16 protein-coding genes, 1 tRNA gene and 1 pseudogene are annotated in these 17,023 nt (G+C 72.1%); 6 read left to right on the forward strand and 12 right to left on the reverse strand.

Translation table 11 applies throughout. From position 1 onward, the window contains the following. Positions 1 to 136: 136 nt before the first annotated feature. The 6 genes from groL to ACH0A8_RS13355 all read right to left on the reverse strand — a co-directional run bounded on the left by groL (position 137) and on the right by ACH0A8_RS13355 (position 4,818). Positions 137 to 1,756 carry a chaperonin GroEL gene (gene groL, locus ACH0A8_RS13330; protein WP_066656544.1) on the reverse strand — a complete coding sequence of 540 codons (1,620 nt, stop codon included), beginning with the start codon at positions 1,754 to 1,756 and terminating at the stop codon, positions 137 to 139. A gap of 258 nt (positions 1,757 to 2,014) precedes the next feature. Next, positions 2,015 to 2,218, reverse strand: a complete 204-nt coding sequence (locus tag ACH0A8_RS13335; protein WP_066656547.1) for a cold-shock protein — start codon at positions 2,216 to 2,218, stop codon at positions 2,015 to 2,017. Positions 2,219 to 2,377: 159 nt separating this feature from the next. Further along, entirely contained in the window at positions 2,378 to 2,968 is a 591-nt protein-coding gene (locus ACH0A8_RS13340) for a LytR C-terminal domain-containing protein (protein WP_066656550.1), read from the reverse strand. Then, complete coding sequence (locus ACH0A8_RS13345) at positions 2,965 to 3,258, reverse strand: DUF3263 domain-containing protein (RefSeq protein ID WP_235426381.1); 294 nt, start codon at positions 3,256 to 3,258, stop codon at positions 2,965 to 2,967. Before ACH0A8_RS13345 ends, ACH0A8_RS13340 begins: the two co-directional genes overlap by 4 nt. Before the next feature lie 97 nt (positions 3,259 to 3,355). Continuing rightward, on the reverse strand, positions 3,356 to 4,354 hold the full coding sequence (locus ACH0A8_RS13350) for a DUF2332 family protein (RefSeq protein WP_251160904.1): 999 nt from the start codon (positions 4,352 to 4,354) through the stop codon (positions 3,356 to 3,358). After that, a complete protein-coding gene (locus ACH0A8_RS13355; RefSeq protein WP_251160905.1) occupies positions 4,351 to 4,818 on the reverse strand; it encodes a GNAT family N-acetyltransferase in 468 nt (155 codons plus the stop codon). The genes ACH0A8_RS13350 and ACH0A8_RS13355 overlap by 4 nt, the downstream gene beginning before the upstream one ends. A 65-nt stretch (positions 4,819 to 4,883) precedes the next feature. On the opposite strand from ACH0A8_RS13355, the gene msrB reads away from it, so the two are divergent. Together msrB and ACH0A8_RS13365 are read left to right on the forward strand one after the other, a co-directional pair. Beyond that, entirely contained in the window at positions 4,884 to 5,288 is a 405-nt protein-coding gene (gene msrB, locus ACH0A8_RS13360; RefSeq protein ID WP_066656573.1) for a peptide-methionine (R)-S-oxide reductase MsrB, read from the forward strand. 36 nt (positions 5,289 to 5,324) lie between these two features. Further along, positions 5,325 to 5,400 (forward strand) — tRNA-Thr (locus tag ACH0A8_RS13365). Between the two features lie 35 nt (positions 5,401 to 5,435). Here ACH0A8_RS13365 and ACH0A8_RS13370 read toward each other — a convergent pair. The 3 genes from ACH0A8_RS13370 to ACH0A8_RS13380 all read right to left on the reverse strand — a co-directional run bounded on the left by ACH0A8_RS13370 (position 5,436) and on the right by ACH0A8_RS13380 (position 9,089). Then, positions 5,436 to 6,878: a glycosyltransferase family 39 protein gene (locus ACH0A8_RS13370; protein WP_251160906.1), complete on the reverse strand. Its 1,443-nt coding sequence runs from the start codon at positions 6,876 to 6,878 to the stop codon at positions 5,436 to 5,438. Between the two features lie 319 nt (positions 6,879 to 7,197). Continuing rightward, a complete protein-coding gene (locus tag ACH0A8_RS13375; RefSeq protein WP_066656578.1) occupies positions 7,198 to 8,229 on the reverse strand; it encodes an aldo/keto reductase in 1,032 nt (343 codons plus the stop codon). Between the two features lie 74 nt (positions 8,230 to 8,303). Next, on the reverse strand, positions 8,304 to 9,089 hold the full coding sequence (locus ACH0A8_RS13380; RefSeq protein WP_209685433.1) for an alpha/beta fold hydrolase: 786 nt from the start codon (positions 9,087 to 9,089) through the stop codon (positions 8,304 to 8,306). On the opposite strand from ACH0A8_RS13380, the gene ACH0A8_RS13385 reads away from it, so the two are divergent. Next, entirely contained in the window at positions 9,088 to 9,942 is an 855-nt protein-coding gene (locus ACH0A8_RS13385) for an NAD(P)H-hydrate epimerase (protein ID WP_209685431.1), read from the forward strand. The genes ACH0A8_RS13380 and ACH0A8_RS13385 overlap by 2 nt on opposite strands. Positions 9,943 to 10,076: 134 nt before the next feature. Here ACH0A8_RS13385 and ACH0A8_RS13390 read toward each other — a convergent pair. Beyond that, positions 10,077 to 11,048 (reverse strand): annotated as a pseudogene (locus tag ACH0A8_RS13390) (2-deoxy-5-keto-D-gluconate 6-phosphate aldolase domain-containing protein); the annotation flags it as partial. Beyond that, positions 10,963 to 12,105 (reverse strand): glycerol dehydrogenase, encoded by a 1,143-nt coding sequence (locus tag ACH0A8_RS13395; RefSeq protein WP_066656610.1) that lies wholly within the window; start codon positions 12,103 to 12,105, stop codon positions 10,963 to 10,965. The gene ACH0A8_RS13395 and the pseudogene ACH0A8_RS13390, both read right to left, overlap by 86 nt. Positions 12,106 to 12,207: 102 nt before the next feature. On the opposite strand from ACH0A8_RS13395, the gene ACH0A8_RS13400 reads away from it, so the two are divergent. Beyond that, positions 12,208 to 13,101 carry a neutral zinc metallopeptidase gene (locus ACH0A8_RS13400; RefSeq protein WP_406907356.1) on the forward strand — a complete coding sequence of 298 codons (894 nt, stop codon included), beginning with the start codon at positions 12,208 to 12,210 and terminating at the stop codon, positions 13,099 to 13,101. A 114-nt stretch (positions 13,102 to 13,215) separates the two neighbouring features. Here the strand turns inward: ACH0A8_RS13400 and ACH0A8_RS13405 are convergent, their stop codons facing one another. After that, the gene (locus tag ACH0A8_RS13405) at positions 13,216 to 14,133 is read right to left on the reverse strand and encodes a thioredoxin domain-containing protein (RefSeq protein WP_311206354.1); all 918 of its coding nucleotides are present in this window, start codon (positions 14,131 to 14,133) and stop codon (positions 13,216 to 13,218) included. Positions 14,134 to 14,387: 254 nt separating this feature from the next. Here ACH0A8_RS13405 and ACH0A8_RS13410 point away from each other — a divergent pair, with 254 nt between their 5' ends. Further along, positions 14,388 to 15,488, forward strand: a complete 1,101-nt coding sequence (locus tag ACH0A8_RS13410) for an ABC transporter ATP-binding protein (RefSeq protein WP_066656626.1) — start codon at positions 14,388 to 14,390, stop codon at positions 15,486 to 15,488. Positions 15,489 to 15,628: 140 nt separating this feature from the next. Further along, complete coding sequence (locus ACH0A8_RS13415; protein WP_209685424.1) at positions 15,629 to 16,933, forward strand: DUF4032 domain-containing protein; 1,305 nt, start codon at positions 15,629 to 15,631, stop codon at positions 16,931 to 16,933. Positions 16,934 to 17,023 lie beyond the last annotated feature (90 nt).

Raw genomic sequence — 17,023 nt, forward strand, 5'->3', positions numbered from 1 at the left:
CCCCCCCCCCCCCCCTCCACCACCCCCCCCCCCCTTACCCCTTCGTTTTGGGGTTTTGGGGGGTTGGTTTTTTTTAAAACTCCCCGGCGTTCGGCCCCCCCCCGGGGGGGGGGGGGGGCCCTTCCGGCTACCGGGACTAGAAGTCCATGCCACCCGTGGGGTCGCCGGCCGGCATGGCCGGGTTCTTCTCCGGCTTGTCTGCGACGACGGCCTCGGTCGTGAGGAACAGACCGGCGATCGACGCGGCGTTCTGCAGCGCCGAGCGCGTGACCTTGGCCGGGTCGATGATGCCCGCGGCGACGAGGTCGACGTACTCGCCGGTCGCGGCGTTGAGGCCGTGACCCGACTCGAGCTCGCGGACCTTGGCGGCGACGACGCCCGGCTCGAGACCGGCGTTCAGCGCGATCTGCTTGAGCGGCGCGTCGATGGCGACGCGGACGATGTTCGCACCGGTCGCCTCGTCACCCTCGAGCGAGAGCGTGTCGAGCGCGACGGACGCCTGGATGAGCGCGACGCCACCACCGGCGACGATGCCCTCCTCGACGGCGGCCTTCGCGTTGCGGACGGCGTCCTCGATGCGGTGCTTGCGCTCCTTGAGCTCGACCTCGGTCGCGGCACCCGCCTTGATGACGGCCACGCCACCGGCGAGCTTCGCGAGGCGCTCCTGGAGCTTCTCGCGGTCGTAGTCGGAGTCGGTCGCCTCGATCTCGGAGCGGATCTGACGGACGCGGCCCGCGATCTGCTCGTCGTCGCCGGCACCCTCGATGATCGTGGTCTCGTCCTTGGTGATGATCACCTTGCGGGCCTTGCCCAGCAGGTCGAGGGTCGCGTTCTCGAGCTTGAGGCCGACCTCTTCCGAGATGACCTGGCCACCGGTCAGGATCGCGATGTCCTGCAGCATGGCCTTGCGGCGGTCACCGAAGCCCGGGGCCTTGACGGCGACGGACTTGAAGATGCCACGGATCTTGTTCACGACGAGGGTCGCGAGGGCTTCGCCGTCGACGTCCTCGGCGATGATGAGGAGCTGCTTGCCCGCCTGGATCACCTTGTCGACGACCGGGAGCAGGTCCTTGATGTTGGAGATCTTCGAGTTGACGATGAGGATGTACGGGTCCTCGAAGACGGCCTCCTGGCGCTCCGGGTCCGTGACGAAGTACTGCGACAGGTAGCCCTTGTCGAAGCGCATGCCCTCGGTCAGCTCGAGCTCGGTGCCGAAGGTGTTCGACTCCTCGACGGTGACGACACCCTCCTTGCCGACCTTGTCGATCGCCTCGGCGATGAGCTCGCCGATGGTGGGGTCGGCGGCCGAGATCGACGCGGTCGCGGCGATCTGGTCCTTGGTCTCGATGTCCTTCGCGTTGGCGAGGAGCTGGTCGGAGACGGCGGCGACGGCCTTCTCGATGCCGCGCTTGAGCGACACGGGGTCGGCGCCGGCGGCGACGTTGCGGAGGCCCTCGCGGACGAGCGCCTGGGCGAGCACGGTCGCGGTGGTCGTACCGTCACCGGCGACGTCGTCGGTCTTCTTGGCGACCTCCTTGACGAGCTCCGCGCCGATCTTCTCGTACGGGTCGTCGAGCTCGATCTCCTTGGCGATGGAGACACCGTCGTTCGTGATCGTGGGGGCGCCCCACTTCTTCTCGAGGACGACGTTGCGGCCGCGCGGGCCGAGCGTCACCTTCACGGCGTCGGCCAGGGTGTTCAGGCCGCGCTCGAGGCCACGACGGGCCTCCTCGTCGAAAGCAATGATCTTAGCCATGTGAGTTTCTCGTCCCTCCCGGACGTCGTGCGTGGGGGTCGTGCTGGCACTCAGCGCAAGCGAGTGCCAACGCCGATTCTGGCACTCGCCGGGTGTGAGTGCAACACAGTCGGGAGGCGCGGCTCGACTTCCCAGGACACGTTGCGGCCGGGACCCGGCACGGTCGGCCCGGGCGGTGGCTGCTCGGCGGGCGGAGCGCCGTGCACGACGAACGCGCCGCCCCCGAGGGGACGGCGCGTTCGTCGAGTGGTCCTGGGCTCAGGCGGGACGGACCGCCTCCGCCTGTGGGCCCTTCGACCCGGTGCCGACGTCGAACGTCACCGCCTGGCCCTCCTCGAGGACCTTGTACCCCGACATGTCGATCGCCGAGTAGTGCACGAACACGTCCTGGCCCCCTCCATCCACGGTGATGAAGCCGAAGCCCTTCTCGGCGTTGAACCACTTCACGGTTCCGTTGGCCATGATCTCTTGCTCCCTGGTGCTGCAGTTGCGGACGACGCCATCGCCGTCTGGCGATGACTCTCGTGCAACAACGGCGGCAAGGCAAGAGGTGTGACGTTCTTGCACGCCGATCGCGTCAGAAATCAACGTGCCCGAAACACCTCCGTCACACAGCGCGCGTCAGCCGCCGTAGTCGGCGCCGAGCACGACGCTGACGTCGGCGTTCGGGAACGCCGCCGACTGCTCCACCGTCGCGATGCCGAGCGCCTTCGCCACACCCTGTGCCACGGCCTGCTGCTCGGGCTGCTGGTAGTACACGACCGAGGTCGTCGTCCCCGTCGTCCCGGCGTCACCCGTCGAGGCGACCTGCCAGCCCGCGGTGGTCAGTGCGCTGCTGGCGCGGGCGGCCAGACCGGTCGTCGTCGTGCCGTTCAGCACGACGACGCTCGTCGCGCCCTGCGCCGAGGGCTCCGCAGCGCTCGGCTCCTCGGACGCGGGCGCCGACGGCGACTCCGAGGGCGTCTCCGACGGCGCGGCCGACGCCGAGGAGCTCGACGAGGGGCGCGGCGACGAGGTCGACCCCGGGAACGAGTAGCTGCCGTTCAGCAGCGCGAGCACGAGGACACCGACGAGCACGAGCACACCGGTCGCGAGGGCGCCCCAGGCGAACGCGATCCACCCGCGTCCACGACGACGGGCACCGCGGTGCGCTCCGACCCGGGGGCCGTCGGTGACGTCGTCGAACCGGTCTCGCGGGAATCTCTCGGTCATCGTTCCTCTTCACGGGGATCGGGCGCGGGGGCGACGAACGCGCGCGCCGCTCGTGCTCGGGTGCGTGCGTGCCGGAGCCGCTGCAGCCGACCGACCAGCTGGGGGTCGAGCGCGAGTGCGGCGGGCAGGTCGATCACGCGGTTGAGCACCTGGTAGTAGCGCGCCGGCGACATGTCGAACTCGACCCGGATCTCCGCCTCCTTCGTGCGGTCGTGCCGCGCCCGGTCGTGCTCGAACGCGAGCACGCGCTGGTCGAGCTCGCTGAGCTCGTCGGTGGGGAGGGCGGTCACGGCACTTCCGGTCACGGTTCGGTCACGGGTCTCGCACATCGTAGGGGTGCCCGGCGGTCCGACCCTGGCACGCGGCTGGACTGTCGCGAAGCCCGGTTCAGGCTGCGGGCCGCCGGAACCACCGCACCCGGACGCCGAACGGGTCGCAGACCGCCGTCGCCACACCGTCGAGCGACACCGTGGCGAAGGCGTCCGGGTCCGCCGGGTCGACGTCGTCGGGCAGCGTCGCGGCCACCCCGCGCAGGATGCCCGTCCGTTCGACCGCGACCCAGTGCACGCCACGCTCCGCCAGCCGGTCGACCACGCGCTGGCGGTCGGCGCCCGGCACGTAGACGAGGGTCCCGGTGGTGAGCACCACGGGACGGACGCCGTCCGGCAACGCGTCCAGTGCACGGTCGAGGTCGCCGGGCAGCGTGCCACGGATCCGGACGGGAGGCACGACGAGCGTCGCGCGCGCCGCCTCGCGCATCAGGGCGGTGCGGTCCGTCGCCTCGGGCGGGACGGCCTCGACCAGCCGGTCGAACGCACCGGGCTCGGCGAGGTCGATCGGGTTCGGGTCGAGGGCGACCCGCGCGCCGATCCGGATCGGGGTGCCGGCCGGCTCGGGGACCGCGCCGCTGGCGTCGACCGTCAGGTGCACCGACGGCTCGGCGACGGCGGTGTGCACCCGGACCGTGCCGTCCCCGGTCCGGTGGTCGAGCGTCACCCGGTCCGGGATCGAGCAGAGCCCGGCGGCGGCCCCGGCGTCGACGAGGCCGAGCGGCCGCGGGTCCGCCGCGGCGAGCGCCGCGAACAGCGGGACGACGGGACCGAGCCGCCGCGGGTCGTTGGCCTGCACCGTGGCGGCGGCGAGCGCCGTGACGAACGCGGCACGGGCCTCCCGGCCGAGCGCACGGAGCGCTCCGGGGTCCGACGGGTCGGCACCCAGCCGACGTGCGACGGCGAAGACCAGCTCCGGTTGCCGCTGCTGCTCGGGGACCGCGTCGAGGAGCGCGACCAGGTCGTCGTCGACCGAGCGTGCCCAGGCCGCGTACGACGGCGAGGCCGGAGCGATGCGCGCCGCGTAGGTGGCGTACCGCTCGCGCGTGCCGGTCACGGGCGGTGCATGCCGACGTGACGGATGCCGGCCTCGTCGTAGGGCGCACCGAACCGGACGAAGCCGTGGCGTTCGTAGAGGCCCGCGACGTACTCCTGGGCGTGCAGGACGAACGGCTCGTGACCGTGCGCCTCGAGCACCCCCGCGACCAGCCGTCCGGCGATCCCCTGCCCCCGGTGGTCGGGGTGGGTGGCGACCCGGCCGATCACCCAGGCCGGCGGCTCGCTGGCCGCGGGGTGGTCCTCGTCCGGGGCGGGCCGGACGAGGCGGAGGTACCCGACCGGATCGTCGTCGGCTCCGAACCACCAGTGCTCGGTGTCGGGCTCGCGGTCACGGCCGTCGAAGTCGTCGGCGGTGACCCGCTGCTCGAGGGCGAAGACGCGGTTCCGCAGCCGCACGATGCCGTACAGTTCGTCCGTCGTCAGGCGGGTCCAGCGGGCGTGGCGGACGGAATGCTCGGACATCGTCGCGAGTTTACTGAAGGGGTCGGGCATCACCATCGAGCCCCGACCGGAAGCAGGAGGAAGCAATGGCGTACAACGTCGACAAGTCGGACGCCCAGTGGCGCGAGGAGCTCTCCCCGGACCAGTACGCCGTGCTCCGGCAGGCCGGGACCGAGCGCCCGTGGACGGGTGAGCTGCTCGACGAGGAGCGCGCCGGCACGTACACGTGTGCGGCGTGCGGCGCGGAGCTGTTCCAGAGCGGCACGAAGTTCGACTCCGGTTGCGGCTGGCCGTCGTTCTACGAGTCGGTCCGCCCCGAGGCGGTCCAGCTCATCGAGGACAAGTCCCTCGGCATGGTCCGCACCGAGGTCCGCTGCGCGAACTGCGGCTCGCACCTCGGGCACGTGTTCCCCGACGGCTTCGGCACCCCGACGGGTGACCGCTACTGCATGAACTCGCTGTCGCTGAACTTCTCCGAGCAGGGCGAATGAGACCCCGACGCGTCCGCCGGTAGGATGGGCGCGTCAGCCGGCATGGCGCAATTGGTAGCGCACCGTACTTGTAATACGGGGGTTGCGGGTTCGAGTCCCGCTGCCGGCCCCAGATCACGGCTCCTCGTGCGGCCCGAGGCGGAGCCGTCACCGCACGTCGAGCTCGCCGTCCGCGTCCCGTTCGATCTCGCCGTCCGGGATCCAGACGACGATGCGGTCCAGGCGCACCCGCTCGAACGACGACCGCTCGTCGCGCAGCAGGTCCGTGACCTCCTGCGGCAGCGGGAAGCGCTGGTCGCGGCCCACCACGATCGCCTCGAACGGTGCATCGTCGACGTCGCGCACGCCGCGCGCACCGACGTACTGGTCGTAGTCGCTGGGGGTGATCGCGCCGAAGAAGATGCGGCCGTCCCGGATGCCCTCGCTCCGCAGCAGCGGCAGGAGGCGCGCGACCCCCTCGGGGCGTGTCTGCCAGACCGCCCGCGCGGTCGGGATGCTGCCGACGAGTGCGACGACGACGAGGAGTGCGGCGAGCGCGCCGGTCAGCGGCCGGGGGCGGAGCACCGCGAGCCGACCGAGTCCGACCGCGGCGAGCAGGACGATCCAGGGCGTCCACGCGCTGTAGTAGGTCGGCAGCGCGATCTTCGCCGCCACCGTGTAGAACGCGACGAGCAGCAGGAGCGGTGCGGCGAGGAACACCACCAGCCGGTCCGGACGGACGACGACCGCGAGCAGCACCCCGGCGGCCAGGACGACGAGCACCGGCAGGCCGACGCCCTGCGCCAGGAACCACCAGTTCCCCCACCACGGTGCGAACTGGTGGGTCTGCCCGGCGATCACGGCGAGGTGGCCGTTCTCGTTCTGCCCCTCCTGGAAGGCCAGCATGTAGAGCACCGCCGACCGCATGCCCATGGGGGCGTACAGCGCGACGACCGTCACCGCGAAGACCACGGCCCAGACGAGGCCGCCGACGACGAGCCGACGCCACTGCCGGAACAGCAGCGGGGCGAGCAGGAACACGGGCACCAGCACGAGCGTCGACGCCTTCGACGTCACCGAGGCGGCCATGAGCACCGCGGACAGCGGGAGCCACCACCACCGGCCGGTCCGTGTCCAGGTCCACACGGCGAAGAGCGCGGCCAGGGCGAAGAACACCATCACCGGGTCGAGGAGCGCGACACGGTCGAGCCGCGCACCGGATCCACCCCGGGGCGTCAGCGTCCAGAGCGCCGCGGCGGTCCACCCCGCCCAGAAGCCGACCTCGGCGCGGAGCCACACGAACATGACGGCGGCGCCGAGGACGACGAGGGCGGCGACGAGGACCCGGGGCGCGGTGGCCCCCTCGCCGCCGACGAGCTGCGCGAGCCCGAACAGGTACTTCGCCGTCGGCGGGTGCTCGCGGTTCTGGTCGAACGCGCCGTGCACGTACGCGAAGCCGGCGCGGACGTAGGTGGACTCGTCGCCGCCGATGTTCTCGTCGGCGATCCGCCAGAAGCACTGGTAGGCGGCCGCCAGGGCGAGCAGGACGAGGGCGACGATCCGCACCGCTCGGCGGTCCTGGAGCACGAGGGCGTGGCGTCGACTGGGCACCGGACGATCCTACGGCGGGAGCCGCCGCCCTCCGGCGGGAGCACGGAGGGCCCGGACGATGGACGTCACGGGCCCTCCGGCGCGCGGAACGCGGATCAGGAGGCGTTCCGAGCGCTCGACGCGGTAACCAGCCGGTCGTCCCTCGATGGTGTCACCGCACCCGGTGACGTGTCCACGGTTGCGGTCCGATCCACGCGAACCCGCACGGATGTGCAGGAACCGGCCGGTCGGACTGCGTCCCCGCTGTGTGTGCGCCGGGCGGATGCCCGGCGCGCACGGCCGAGCTCAGCGTCCGACCGCGATCAGTGTCCGACCGCGATCAGCGTCCGCCCGTGATGCGGCGCTCGCGCTGGGCGACGCCGGCGGTGCCGTAGGGGTAGTCGTCGACCCGCGGGGCACTCGCGTCCGTCAGCGCCTGCAGCTCGTCGTCGGTGAGCACGAGGTCGGCAGCGCCGAGGTTGTCCTCGAGCTGCGAGACCGTCCGGGCGCCGAGGATGACGCTCGTCACCGCGGGCCGCGCGAGCAGCCAGGCGAGGGCGACCTGCGACTTCGAGGCACCGTGCGCGTCGGCGACCGCGGAGACCGCGTCGAGCACCTTCCACGTGCGCTCGTCGCCGTTGCGGGCCTCCCACGCCTCCATGCCGCGCTGCGGGTTCTCGCCGAGACGTGTCGAGCCCGTCGGAGCCTCGTCGCGCTGGTACTTCCCGGAGAGCCAGCCGCCGGCCAGGGGCGACCACGGGAGCAGACCGATGCCGGCGTCCAGGCACGCGGGCACGACCTCGTGCTCGATGTCCCGCACGAGCAGGTTGTACTGCGGCTGCAGCGTCACCGGCGGTGCCCAGCCGTGGGCCTTCGCCTCGTAGACGGCCTTCGTCACCTGGTAGCCGAGGTAGTTCGAGAACCCGTAGGTGCCGATCTTGCCGGCGGACACGGCGTCGTCGAGGAAGCGCAGGGTCTCCTCGATCGGCGTCAGGGCGTCCCACGCGTGCATCTGGTAGAGGTCGATGTGCTCCACACCGAGCCGCTCGAGCGAGGCGTCGAGCGCGACGCGCAGGTGACGGCGGGACAGGCCGAGGTCGTTCGGGCCGTCACCCTGGGGGAACCGGCCCTTCGTCGCGAGGACGACCTGCTGCGCCTCGGTCGGGTGGGCGGCGAGCCACCGGCCGATGATGCGCTCGGACTCGTTGCCGGAGTACACGTCCGCGGTGTCGACGAGCGTGCCGCCCGCTGCGACGAACGTGTCGAGGATCTGGTGGGAGGTGGGTTCGTCGGCCTCACTGCCGAACGTCATGGTGCCGAGGGTCAGCGTCGACACCGATGTCCCGCTGTTGCCGAGGAGTCTGTAGTCCATGGCCGGGACGCTACGCCCGGTCTCCTCCGCCAGCGGGGACCTGCCAGTACCCGTCAGGGGTGCGCACCGCCCCCTCAGCGTCCCTCGGACAGGAAGGCGATCGCACGCTCACGGAAGTCGCGCGACGTGGGGGCGTTGAAGTGGTTCCGACGCGGGATCTCGAAGAACGACGCGTCCGGCGCCGCCTCGGCCAACCGTACGGCGCTGTCCCGGATCCCGTCCTCGCTGCCCGCCGCCATCAGGATCGGCTGCGCGGGGGCGTTCTCCGGCGTCGGCTCGACGCTGTTCCGCATCCCCTCGACCATCGCGACGAGCGCGCGGAGGTCGTTCCCCTCGACGTTCGCCGCCATCTGCAGGTACCCGTTCGTCACCCGGTCCTCGACCGGGGTGCCGTCGGCGATGTACGCCTTCGCCTGGTCGACCGCCACGCGGCGCATCGGGTCGGCGTCCGGGATCCCGCCGAGGACGGCCCGCGAGATCCGGTCCGGGATCTGCTCGGCGGTGTGCCAGCCGACACGGGCGCCGAGCGAGTACCCGAGGAACGCGACGTCGTCGAGCAGGTAGGTGTCGACGACCGTGGTGACGTCGGCGACGAGCAGGTCCATCGAGTACGCGGACGGGTCGTGCGGCTTCGACGAGGCACCGTGCCCGCGCTGGTCGAGCGCGACGACGCGGTACCCCGCTCGGACGAGGTCACGGGTCCACCCCGAGGCGTGCCAGTTCAGGACGGCGCCCGAGGCGAAGCCGTGCACGGCCACCACGACGGGGGCGTCCGGCTCGCCGAAGTCGTACGTCGCGAGCTTCAGGCCGTCCGGGGACATCACGGCACGGGGACGGGGCGCTTCGGGGACGAGTGACATGGCGCGACCAGGCTACCGGGGCATGGTGGTGGCCATGGACGGCTACGGCGGCGATCAGGTCCGGGCGGCGGAGCGGCCGCACCTCGAGGCGGGCGAACCCCTCATGCAGCGCGCGGCGGCGGGGCTGGCCCGCATCGTCGGCGAGCTGCTCGACGACCCGGCGGTCCGCCCGCAGGACGGCCCGGGGTCGGTCCTGCTGCTGGTGGGCAGCGGCGACAACGGCGGTGACGCCCTGTTCGCGGGTGCGCACCTGGCGTCGGACGGGAGGCACGTGACGGTGCTGCGCGTCGGCGCACGTGTCCACGAGGCGGGCCTGGCAGCGGCGCTGGACGCCGGGTCGCGCCTCGCCCCACCGGCACGGCCGGACCGCCGCTGGCGCGTCGCTCCGGAACCGGCGGCGTGGGCCCCGGACGGCCCGACGGACCCTGACGACGCCGGTGCGGCCGACGTCCTGCGGGCCGCCGCGACCCCGGACGCCGAGCGCCTGGCGGCGGTCGCCGCCGAGGCCGCCGCGGGAGCCGACCTCGTGCTCGACGGCATCCTCGGCATCGGTGCCGGCGGCGGCACCCCCTTGCGCTCCCCCGCTCGGCAGGTCGTCGACGCGATCCGCGAGCTCGCCCGCGACCAGCGCGCCCCGTTCGTCGTCGCCGTCGACGTGCCGAGCGGCATCGACGTCGACACCGGCGCGGTGGCCGACGACCACGTGCTCCACGCCGACGTCACCGTGACCTTCGGCGGGGTCAAGGCGGGCCTGCTCACCGGCCCCGGGGCGACGCTCGCCGGGCGGATCGAGCTCGTCGACGTCGGCATCGGAGCGGACCTGGCGACGATGGAGCCGCTCGTCCGCACCTGACGCCGGTCCGCGCCCGACACCGACCCGGCGTCGGCGGGAACGGGATCAGGCCGCGCCGGCGTCCACCCCGTCGACGACGTCGGGACGCGCCTCGAGCCACGTGTCGACGAAGTGCCGGTAGTGGCGGCGATCACCTGCTCGGCCGCCTCGTGGTCGAGCCCCTGCTGCACGACGTCGTCGAGCGCGTCCTCCCAGTTGCTCCGCCCGATGGCGAAGCCGACGAAGCCGTCGACGGGTGCTGCGACGCGCAGCCACCGGTCGAGCTGGTCCTCGGGGGCGTCGCGGCCGAGCACGATGCACTGCACGTGGTCCCGACCTCCGGCGCGCACGGCGGCGACGACGCGCTCGGCGTCCTCGGTGCGGTCGAGACCCTCGAGCTTCCACACGTCCGGCTCGACCCCGTGCTCCTGCAGGTACCCGATGGTCTCGACGACGAGTCCCGGGCGGACGTCGCGGTCGTAGTCGTCCGCCTGCGCCTGCTGGTCGTCGGTGCCCGGGACGAGGAGCTCGACCAGGAACGCGCGGTCGGCGTCGTGCAGGGCGCGGGAGACCTCGGCGAGCCGCTCGGCCTGGGCCTGCCGGTCACCGGCGTCGAACGCGGGGTTGTCGCGGACCAGGACCTTCACGAAGTCGGGGTCGAACGAGTCCACGTGCGCGAGCCAGTCGTCGCCGTACTCGAGCTCGAACCAGTCGCGGCCGGATCGCTCAATCGGCATCGCGAGCTGCAGCCCGGCCTCGCGGACGAGCCGGGCGACGTCGTCGCCGTAGCGCTCGTCGACGAGCACGCCGGTGCGTGCGCGGGAGGCCCCTGCGGCGAGCGCGGTGAGCACACCGCGGTACACGAGCTGCTTGCCGGCACGGACACGCTGGGCGTCGGCCTCGTCCGCGGGCTCGCCGGACTCGTCGCCGTAGGTGTGCTCCAGGAGCGAGGACCGCTGGTCCATCGCGAGGAGGAAGAGGGGGTGCTGTTCATCGAGGTCGGCCATGCCGCCATGCTGCTCGCACCCCCTCCGTCCGCGCTCAGTGGGCGCGGTACAGTTCCGGCTCCGGCAGCCCGTGGGCGGCACGGATGCTGCGCGAGATGCCCTCGATCGCCACGAGCGCATCGACCACGGCCTCGGCGGTCACGGGGAACGGCATGTTGTGGATCGTCTCGCTCTCCACGGTGGCGGCCTCTGCGACGGCCCGGAGCACGTCCCGGTCGTCGACGGTCAGCCCGATCTCGGTCAGGGTGTTCGGCAGTCCGACCCTCGTCGTGAAGACGACGAAGTCCTCGATCTCGTCGGCGGGCGCCCCCTCGAGCACGAGCTGCGCGATCGTCCCGACGTTGACCTTCTGCCCGTGCGCGAGGCCGTGCGCTTGCGGGGCCGCGGTCAGGCCGTTGTGGATCGCGTGCGCCGCGGCGAGACCACCGGACTCGAAGCCGAGCCCGGACAGCAGGGTGTTCGCCTCGACGACCTTCTCGAGCGCGGGCGTGACGACCTTCGCCTTCACGGACTCGATCGCCTGGAGCGCGTTGTCGTGCAGGAGCTCCCACGACAGTTCCGCGAGCGCGACACCGGTCTCGGTCTGCAACCCGCCGGCCATGGTGTCGGCGTTCGCGCGCTTCGCGGCACGGGCCTCGACCCAGGTCGCGAGGGCGTCGCCGATGCCCGCGACGAGGAACTGCACGGGGGCGTTCGCGACGAGCTTCGTGTCGATGAGCACGAGGTCCGGGTTGTGCGGGAAGAAGCGGTACTCGATGAACTCCCCCTCCTCCGAGTAGACGACCGCGAGCGCGGAGGTCGGGGCGTCGGTGCTCGCGGCGGTCGGCACGCTCGCCCAGCGGATCCCGGCGAGGTGCCCGGAGGCCTTCGCGGCGTCGATCGCGGACCCGCCGCCGAGGCCGACGACCACGTCGGAGTCCGTCTCGCGGATCTTCGCGGTGAGGTCGTCGATCGCCTGCGGGGTGGCGAAGCGTCCGAAGCCGACCCGCTCGACCGGCAGGCCGGCGGCGTCGAAGCTCGTGCGGACGGCGTCCTCGACGATGCCCCACACCACGTCGTCGGCGACGAGCAGCGGACGCTTCCCGATCGGCGCGACGAACTCCCCGACGCGGGTGATCGCGTCCTTGCCCTGCACGTAGCGGGCGGGGCTCATGACGGTGCTGATCGGAGTGGCCATGGTGCTGCTTCCTTCCGGGTGGATCGTGCTGTTGTACGACAGGTGTCGGCGGTGCCGACGCACCGGACGCTACGCGGGTCGGCTGCGGGTACGGTCGGCGGCATGACGTTCAACGAGGACTCGCAGCTCAGCGGCGGGAAGGTGAAGCGCCGCGGGCGGACGGCGGCGATCGGTGGTGGCGGCGTCGGTGTCGCGGCGATCGTGGTGTTCCTCATCGCGCAGTTCACCGGGGTCGACCTGAGCGGCATCGTCGGCGACGGCAGCGGCACCACCCAGATCCAGCAGCAGGACGAGACGGTGCAGCCCGCCGAGGAGTGCCGCACCGGCCGCGACGCGAACCAGCGGGTCGAGTGCCGCATGGAGGGCGCGGCCGAGTCACTCGACGCCTACTGGACGACCGAGGCCGCCGACCTCGGGATCTCGTACACGACGCCGGGCTTCGTGCTCTTCGACGGGTCGACGGACACCGGTTGCGGCCAGGCCTCGGCGGCCACCGGCCCGTTCTACTGCCCGCCGGACCGCTCGATCTTCCTCGACACGGCGTTCTACGACGACCTGCAGTCCCGGTACGGCTCGTCCGGCGGTCCGCTCGCCCAGATGTACGTCGTCGCGCACGAGTGGGGCCACCACGTGCAGCAGCTCCAGGGCACCTTCGCCGACACCGACCGCTCCGGCACCGGCGCGTCCTCGGGCAGTGTCCGCGTCGAACTGCAGGCGGACTGCTACGCGGGCTCCTGGGTGGGCTCGGCCGCGACCACCCGCGACGCGAACGGCGAGACGTTCTTCGAACCCGTCACCCGGGCGCAGATCGCCGACGCGCTGTCCGCCGCGAGCGCCGTCGGCGACGACAGCATCCAGGAACGGGCCACGGGTCGCGTCGACCCCGACTCGTTCACGCACGGGTCCAGCGCCCAGCGCCAGGCGTGGTTCACGCGGGGCTACGAGCGCGGGGCCACCGCCTGCGACACGTTCAGCGTGCCGGGCTCCCAGCTCTGATCCGCGGGCCGCGGCCGCACGCTCGGGTCACGAGCCGCCCCCGGACGCACGGGAGGCTCCCCACCGGTCCGGTGGGGAGCCTCCCGTCCGTCGGTCTGCCGACCGGTCGCGACGTCAGCCGGCGGACGCGCTCGCGGAGGGGGTCGGGGTCGCGGTGGGCGACGGCGTCGCGTCCGACGCCCCGGCCGCCGACACCACGAAGGTGCGGAAGTCGTCGTTGGTGATCGGCGCGGTGAGCTCGTACTGCTTGCCGTTCACGAGCACCAGGGGCGGCCCGGGGAACTCGTCGAGCGACGAACCGGGGATGTCGCCGCCGGTCACGTCGGCCGTGCGCTCGTCGACCCACTTGGCGTAGGTCTGGTCCCGGATGCAGTCGCGGATCGCAGCCGCGTCCTGCACGCCGTCGACCCCGGTGACGAGCCGCTCGAGCTGCGCGTCGGTGAGGCCGGAGGTGCCCTGGTCGGGCTGCCGCGCGAAGAGCGCCTGGTTCACGGCGTAGAACTGGTCGGGCGACCGGTCCGCGACGCAGGCCGCGGCGTTCGCGGCGCGCAGCGAGTACTTCGTGCCCTGCGACCGGTTCGTCAGCACGGCGACCGGGTGGATGTCGACCGTCGCGGCGCCGGAGTCGACCAGGCTCGCGATGTACTCGCTGTTGGCGTCCTCGAACTGCGCGCAGGTGTCGCAGAGGTAGTCGACGTACATGGTGATCCGCACCGGGTCGGACGCGTCGGTCGCGTCGGGCGTCGGGGACGACGAGGACGCCCCGACCGGGCGCAGACCCTCGCCGATCGTGATGCCGCCCTGCGACATCGTGGACGGTCCGGGGCCGGCGGGCTTCACCGAGTCGACCAGCACCAGCGTGACGACCGCCACCGCGGCGAGGAGCACGACCCCGAGCCCGATCTGCAGTCCCAGGCGTGTGCCGCGCTGCCGGCGCTTCTGCTGGGTCCGTGCTCGCTGGGCCCGCTGCCGTGCGGCCTCTCGTCGTTCGTTGCGCGCGGCGCGTGCGTCACCCTCGGGGCGGTTGGTCATGCGTCGTTGGTCCTCACGTTGCTCCTGACGTCCGCACGGCCTCGCCTTCCCCCGTACGCCGGACGGACCCGCCGATCGTAGTGGTCCTTCCTGGGACCAGCCAACCAGGTCGGACCGGACACTGGCGCTGGCGGGGGAACTCGTGTTGTATGAGCACCGATGGTCGACGACGACCATCCGGGGCCCCCACGGGCAACCGCTTCACAACGGATCGTCCGGCACGTACCTGCCGGTGAAGGAAGGATCGAACGCTCATGGCGTCCGTCACCTACGACAAGGCAACCCGTCTCTACCCCGGAGGCACCCGCCCCGCGGTCGACTCCCTCGACCTGGACGTCGCCGACGGCGAGTTCCTCGTCCTCGTCGGCCCCTCGGGCTGCGGCAAGTCCACCTCCCTGCGCATGCTCGCCGGCCTCGAAGAGGTCAACTCCGGCGCCATCCGCATCGGCGAGCGCGACGTCACCGACGTCCCGCCGAAGGACCGCGACATCGCGATGGTGTTCCAGAACTACGCGCTGTACCCGCACATGACCGTCGCCGAGAACATGGGCTTCGCGCTCAAGATCGCCGGTGTCGGGAAGGAGGAGCGCGCCACCCGCGTGCAGGAGGCCGCGAAGCTCCTCGACCTCGAGCAGTACCTCGGCCGCAAGCCGAAGGCGCTCTCGGGTGGTCAGCGTCAGCGCGTCGCGATGGGCCGCGCGATCGTCCGTCAGCCGCAGGTGTTCCTCATGGACGAGCCGCTGTCGAACCTCGACGCCAAGCTCCGCGTGCAGACCCGCACCCAGATCGCGTCGCTGCAGCGTCGTCTCGGCGTCACCACGGTCTACGTCACGCACGACCAGACCGAGGCCCTGACCATGGGTGACCGCATCGCGGTGCTCAAGGACGGCATCCTGCAGCAGGTCGGCTCCCCGCGCGACCTGTACGAGAAGCCGAACAACGTCTTCGTCGCCGGCTTCATCGGTTCGCCGGCCATGAACCTGCTGCCGGCCGACGTCATCGAGGGCGGCATCAAGTTCGGCACGCTGAACCACCCGCTCGACCGCGACACCCTGTCGAACGCGCGCTCCGGCAACATCACCGTCGGCATCCGCCCCGAGGACGTCGTCGTGTCGACCTCGGGCGAGGGCCTGCCGGTGACGGTCGACGTCGTCGAGGAGCTCGGCGCCGACGGCTACCTCTACGGCCACGCCGACGTGAACGGCCAGCGCACCGACATCGTCGCCCGTGTCGACGGGCGTTCGCACCCGTCGATCGGCGACACGATCGTCATCACGCCGAAGCAGGGCCACGTGCACGCCTTCGACACCGAGTCGGGCGAGCGCCTCGACGACAAGGCAGTCGTCAGCGCGTAGTCTGCGCAGTTCCCCCAGGAGCCCGCGCCCGCCTCACCAGGGCGGGCGCGGGCTCCCGCTGTTCCACCCACCGGACGCCGTGCGCGTGGTGCCGCCGCCACGAGCCCGACGTCCGGTGCCGCGCCCTCCAGGAGCCAACCGTGCCCGACTCCCTCGCCATCACCGCCGCCACCGTCGACCCCGGCCTGCTCGACCTGCCGTGGGACCTGCCGCTCGAGGACTGGCCCGACGACGTCATCGTCGCCCTGCCGAAGGGCATCTCGCGGCACCTCGTGCGCTTCGTGCACCTGAGCGGGTACGTCGCGGCAGTCAAGGAGACCGGGGAGGAGGTCGCGCGGGCCGAGTACGAGATGCTCCGGACCCTGCAGCGCATGGACGTGCCGTGCGTCGACCCGGTCGCGGTGATCACGAACCGGGCCGACGCCGACGGCGAGCCCCTGCACCCGGTGCTCGTGACCCGGCATCTGCGCTTCTCGCTGCCGTACCGCGCGTTGTACTCGCAGACCCTGCGACCCGAGACCGCCACGCGCCTGGTCGACGCCCTCGCGCTGCTGCTCGTGCGCCTGCACGTCATCGGCTTCTACTGGGGCGACGTCTCGCTGTCGAACACCCTGTTCCGCCGCGACGCGGGTGCCTTCGCCGCGTACCTCGTGGACGCCGAGACCGGGAAGCTCTACCCGGGCGGCCTCTCCAACGGCCAGCGCGAGAACGACCTCGAGGTGGCCCGGGTCAACATCGCCGGCGAGCTCCTCGACCTCGAGGCCGGCGGGCGCCTCGACGAGAACGCCGACCCCGTGGACGTGTCGAACCGGATCGTCGCGCAGTACCGGACGCTCTGGAAGGAGCTGACCGGCACCGAGCAGTTCGACGTCAAGGAGCGCTGGCGCATCAACGACCGGGTCGAGCGTCTGAACGCCCTCGGGTTCGACATCGAGGAGCTCTCGATCCACACCACCGAGGGCGGCTCGCAGGTGCGGATCCAGCCGAAGGTCGTCGACGCCGGACACCACCAGAGGCGTCTGCTCCGGCTGACCGGGCTCGACGCCGGCGAGAACCAGGCGCGGCGGCTGCTCAACGACCTCGACGCCTACCGGGCGCGGAACGGGCGGGACCAGCTCGACGAGGAGATGGTGGCGCACGAGTGGGTGTCCCGGGTGTTCGAGCCGGTGATCCGCTCGATCCCGCGTGACCTGCGCGGACGTCTGGAGCCCGCCGAGGTCTTCCACGAGCTGCTCGAGCACCGCTGGTTCATGTCCCAGGAGGAAGAGCGTTCGGTCTCCCTGCCCGAGGCCACGACGGCGTACATCAACGACGTGCTGCGACACCGCCGCGACGAGCGGCTGCTCATCAACCCGCCGACGTCGTCCATGACGCTGCCGATCCCCGTCGTCGAGGACGACACGGCAGACGAGGACGACGTCGAGGACTGGCGCGCGACGGTGTAGCCGGACGGACTGGAGGCCCGGTGCCGGTCTCGTGGACCGGCACCGGGCCTCCAGGTGGTCGGGTGGCTGCGTGCTGCGCCACCGCGCAGC

It is taken from the genome of Curtobacterium sp. 179-B 9B NHS, from assembly GCF_045370965.1.
Lineage (GTDB): Bacteria > Actinomycetota > Actinomycetes > Actinomycetales > Microbacteriaceae > Curtobacterium.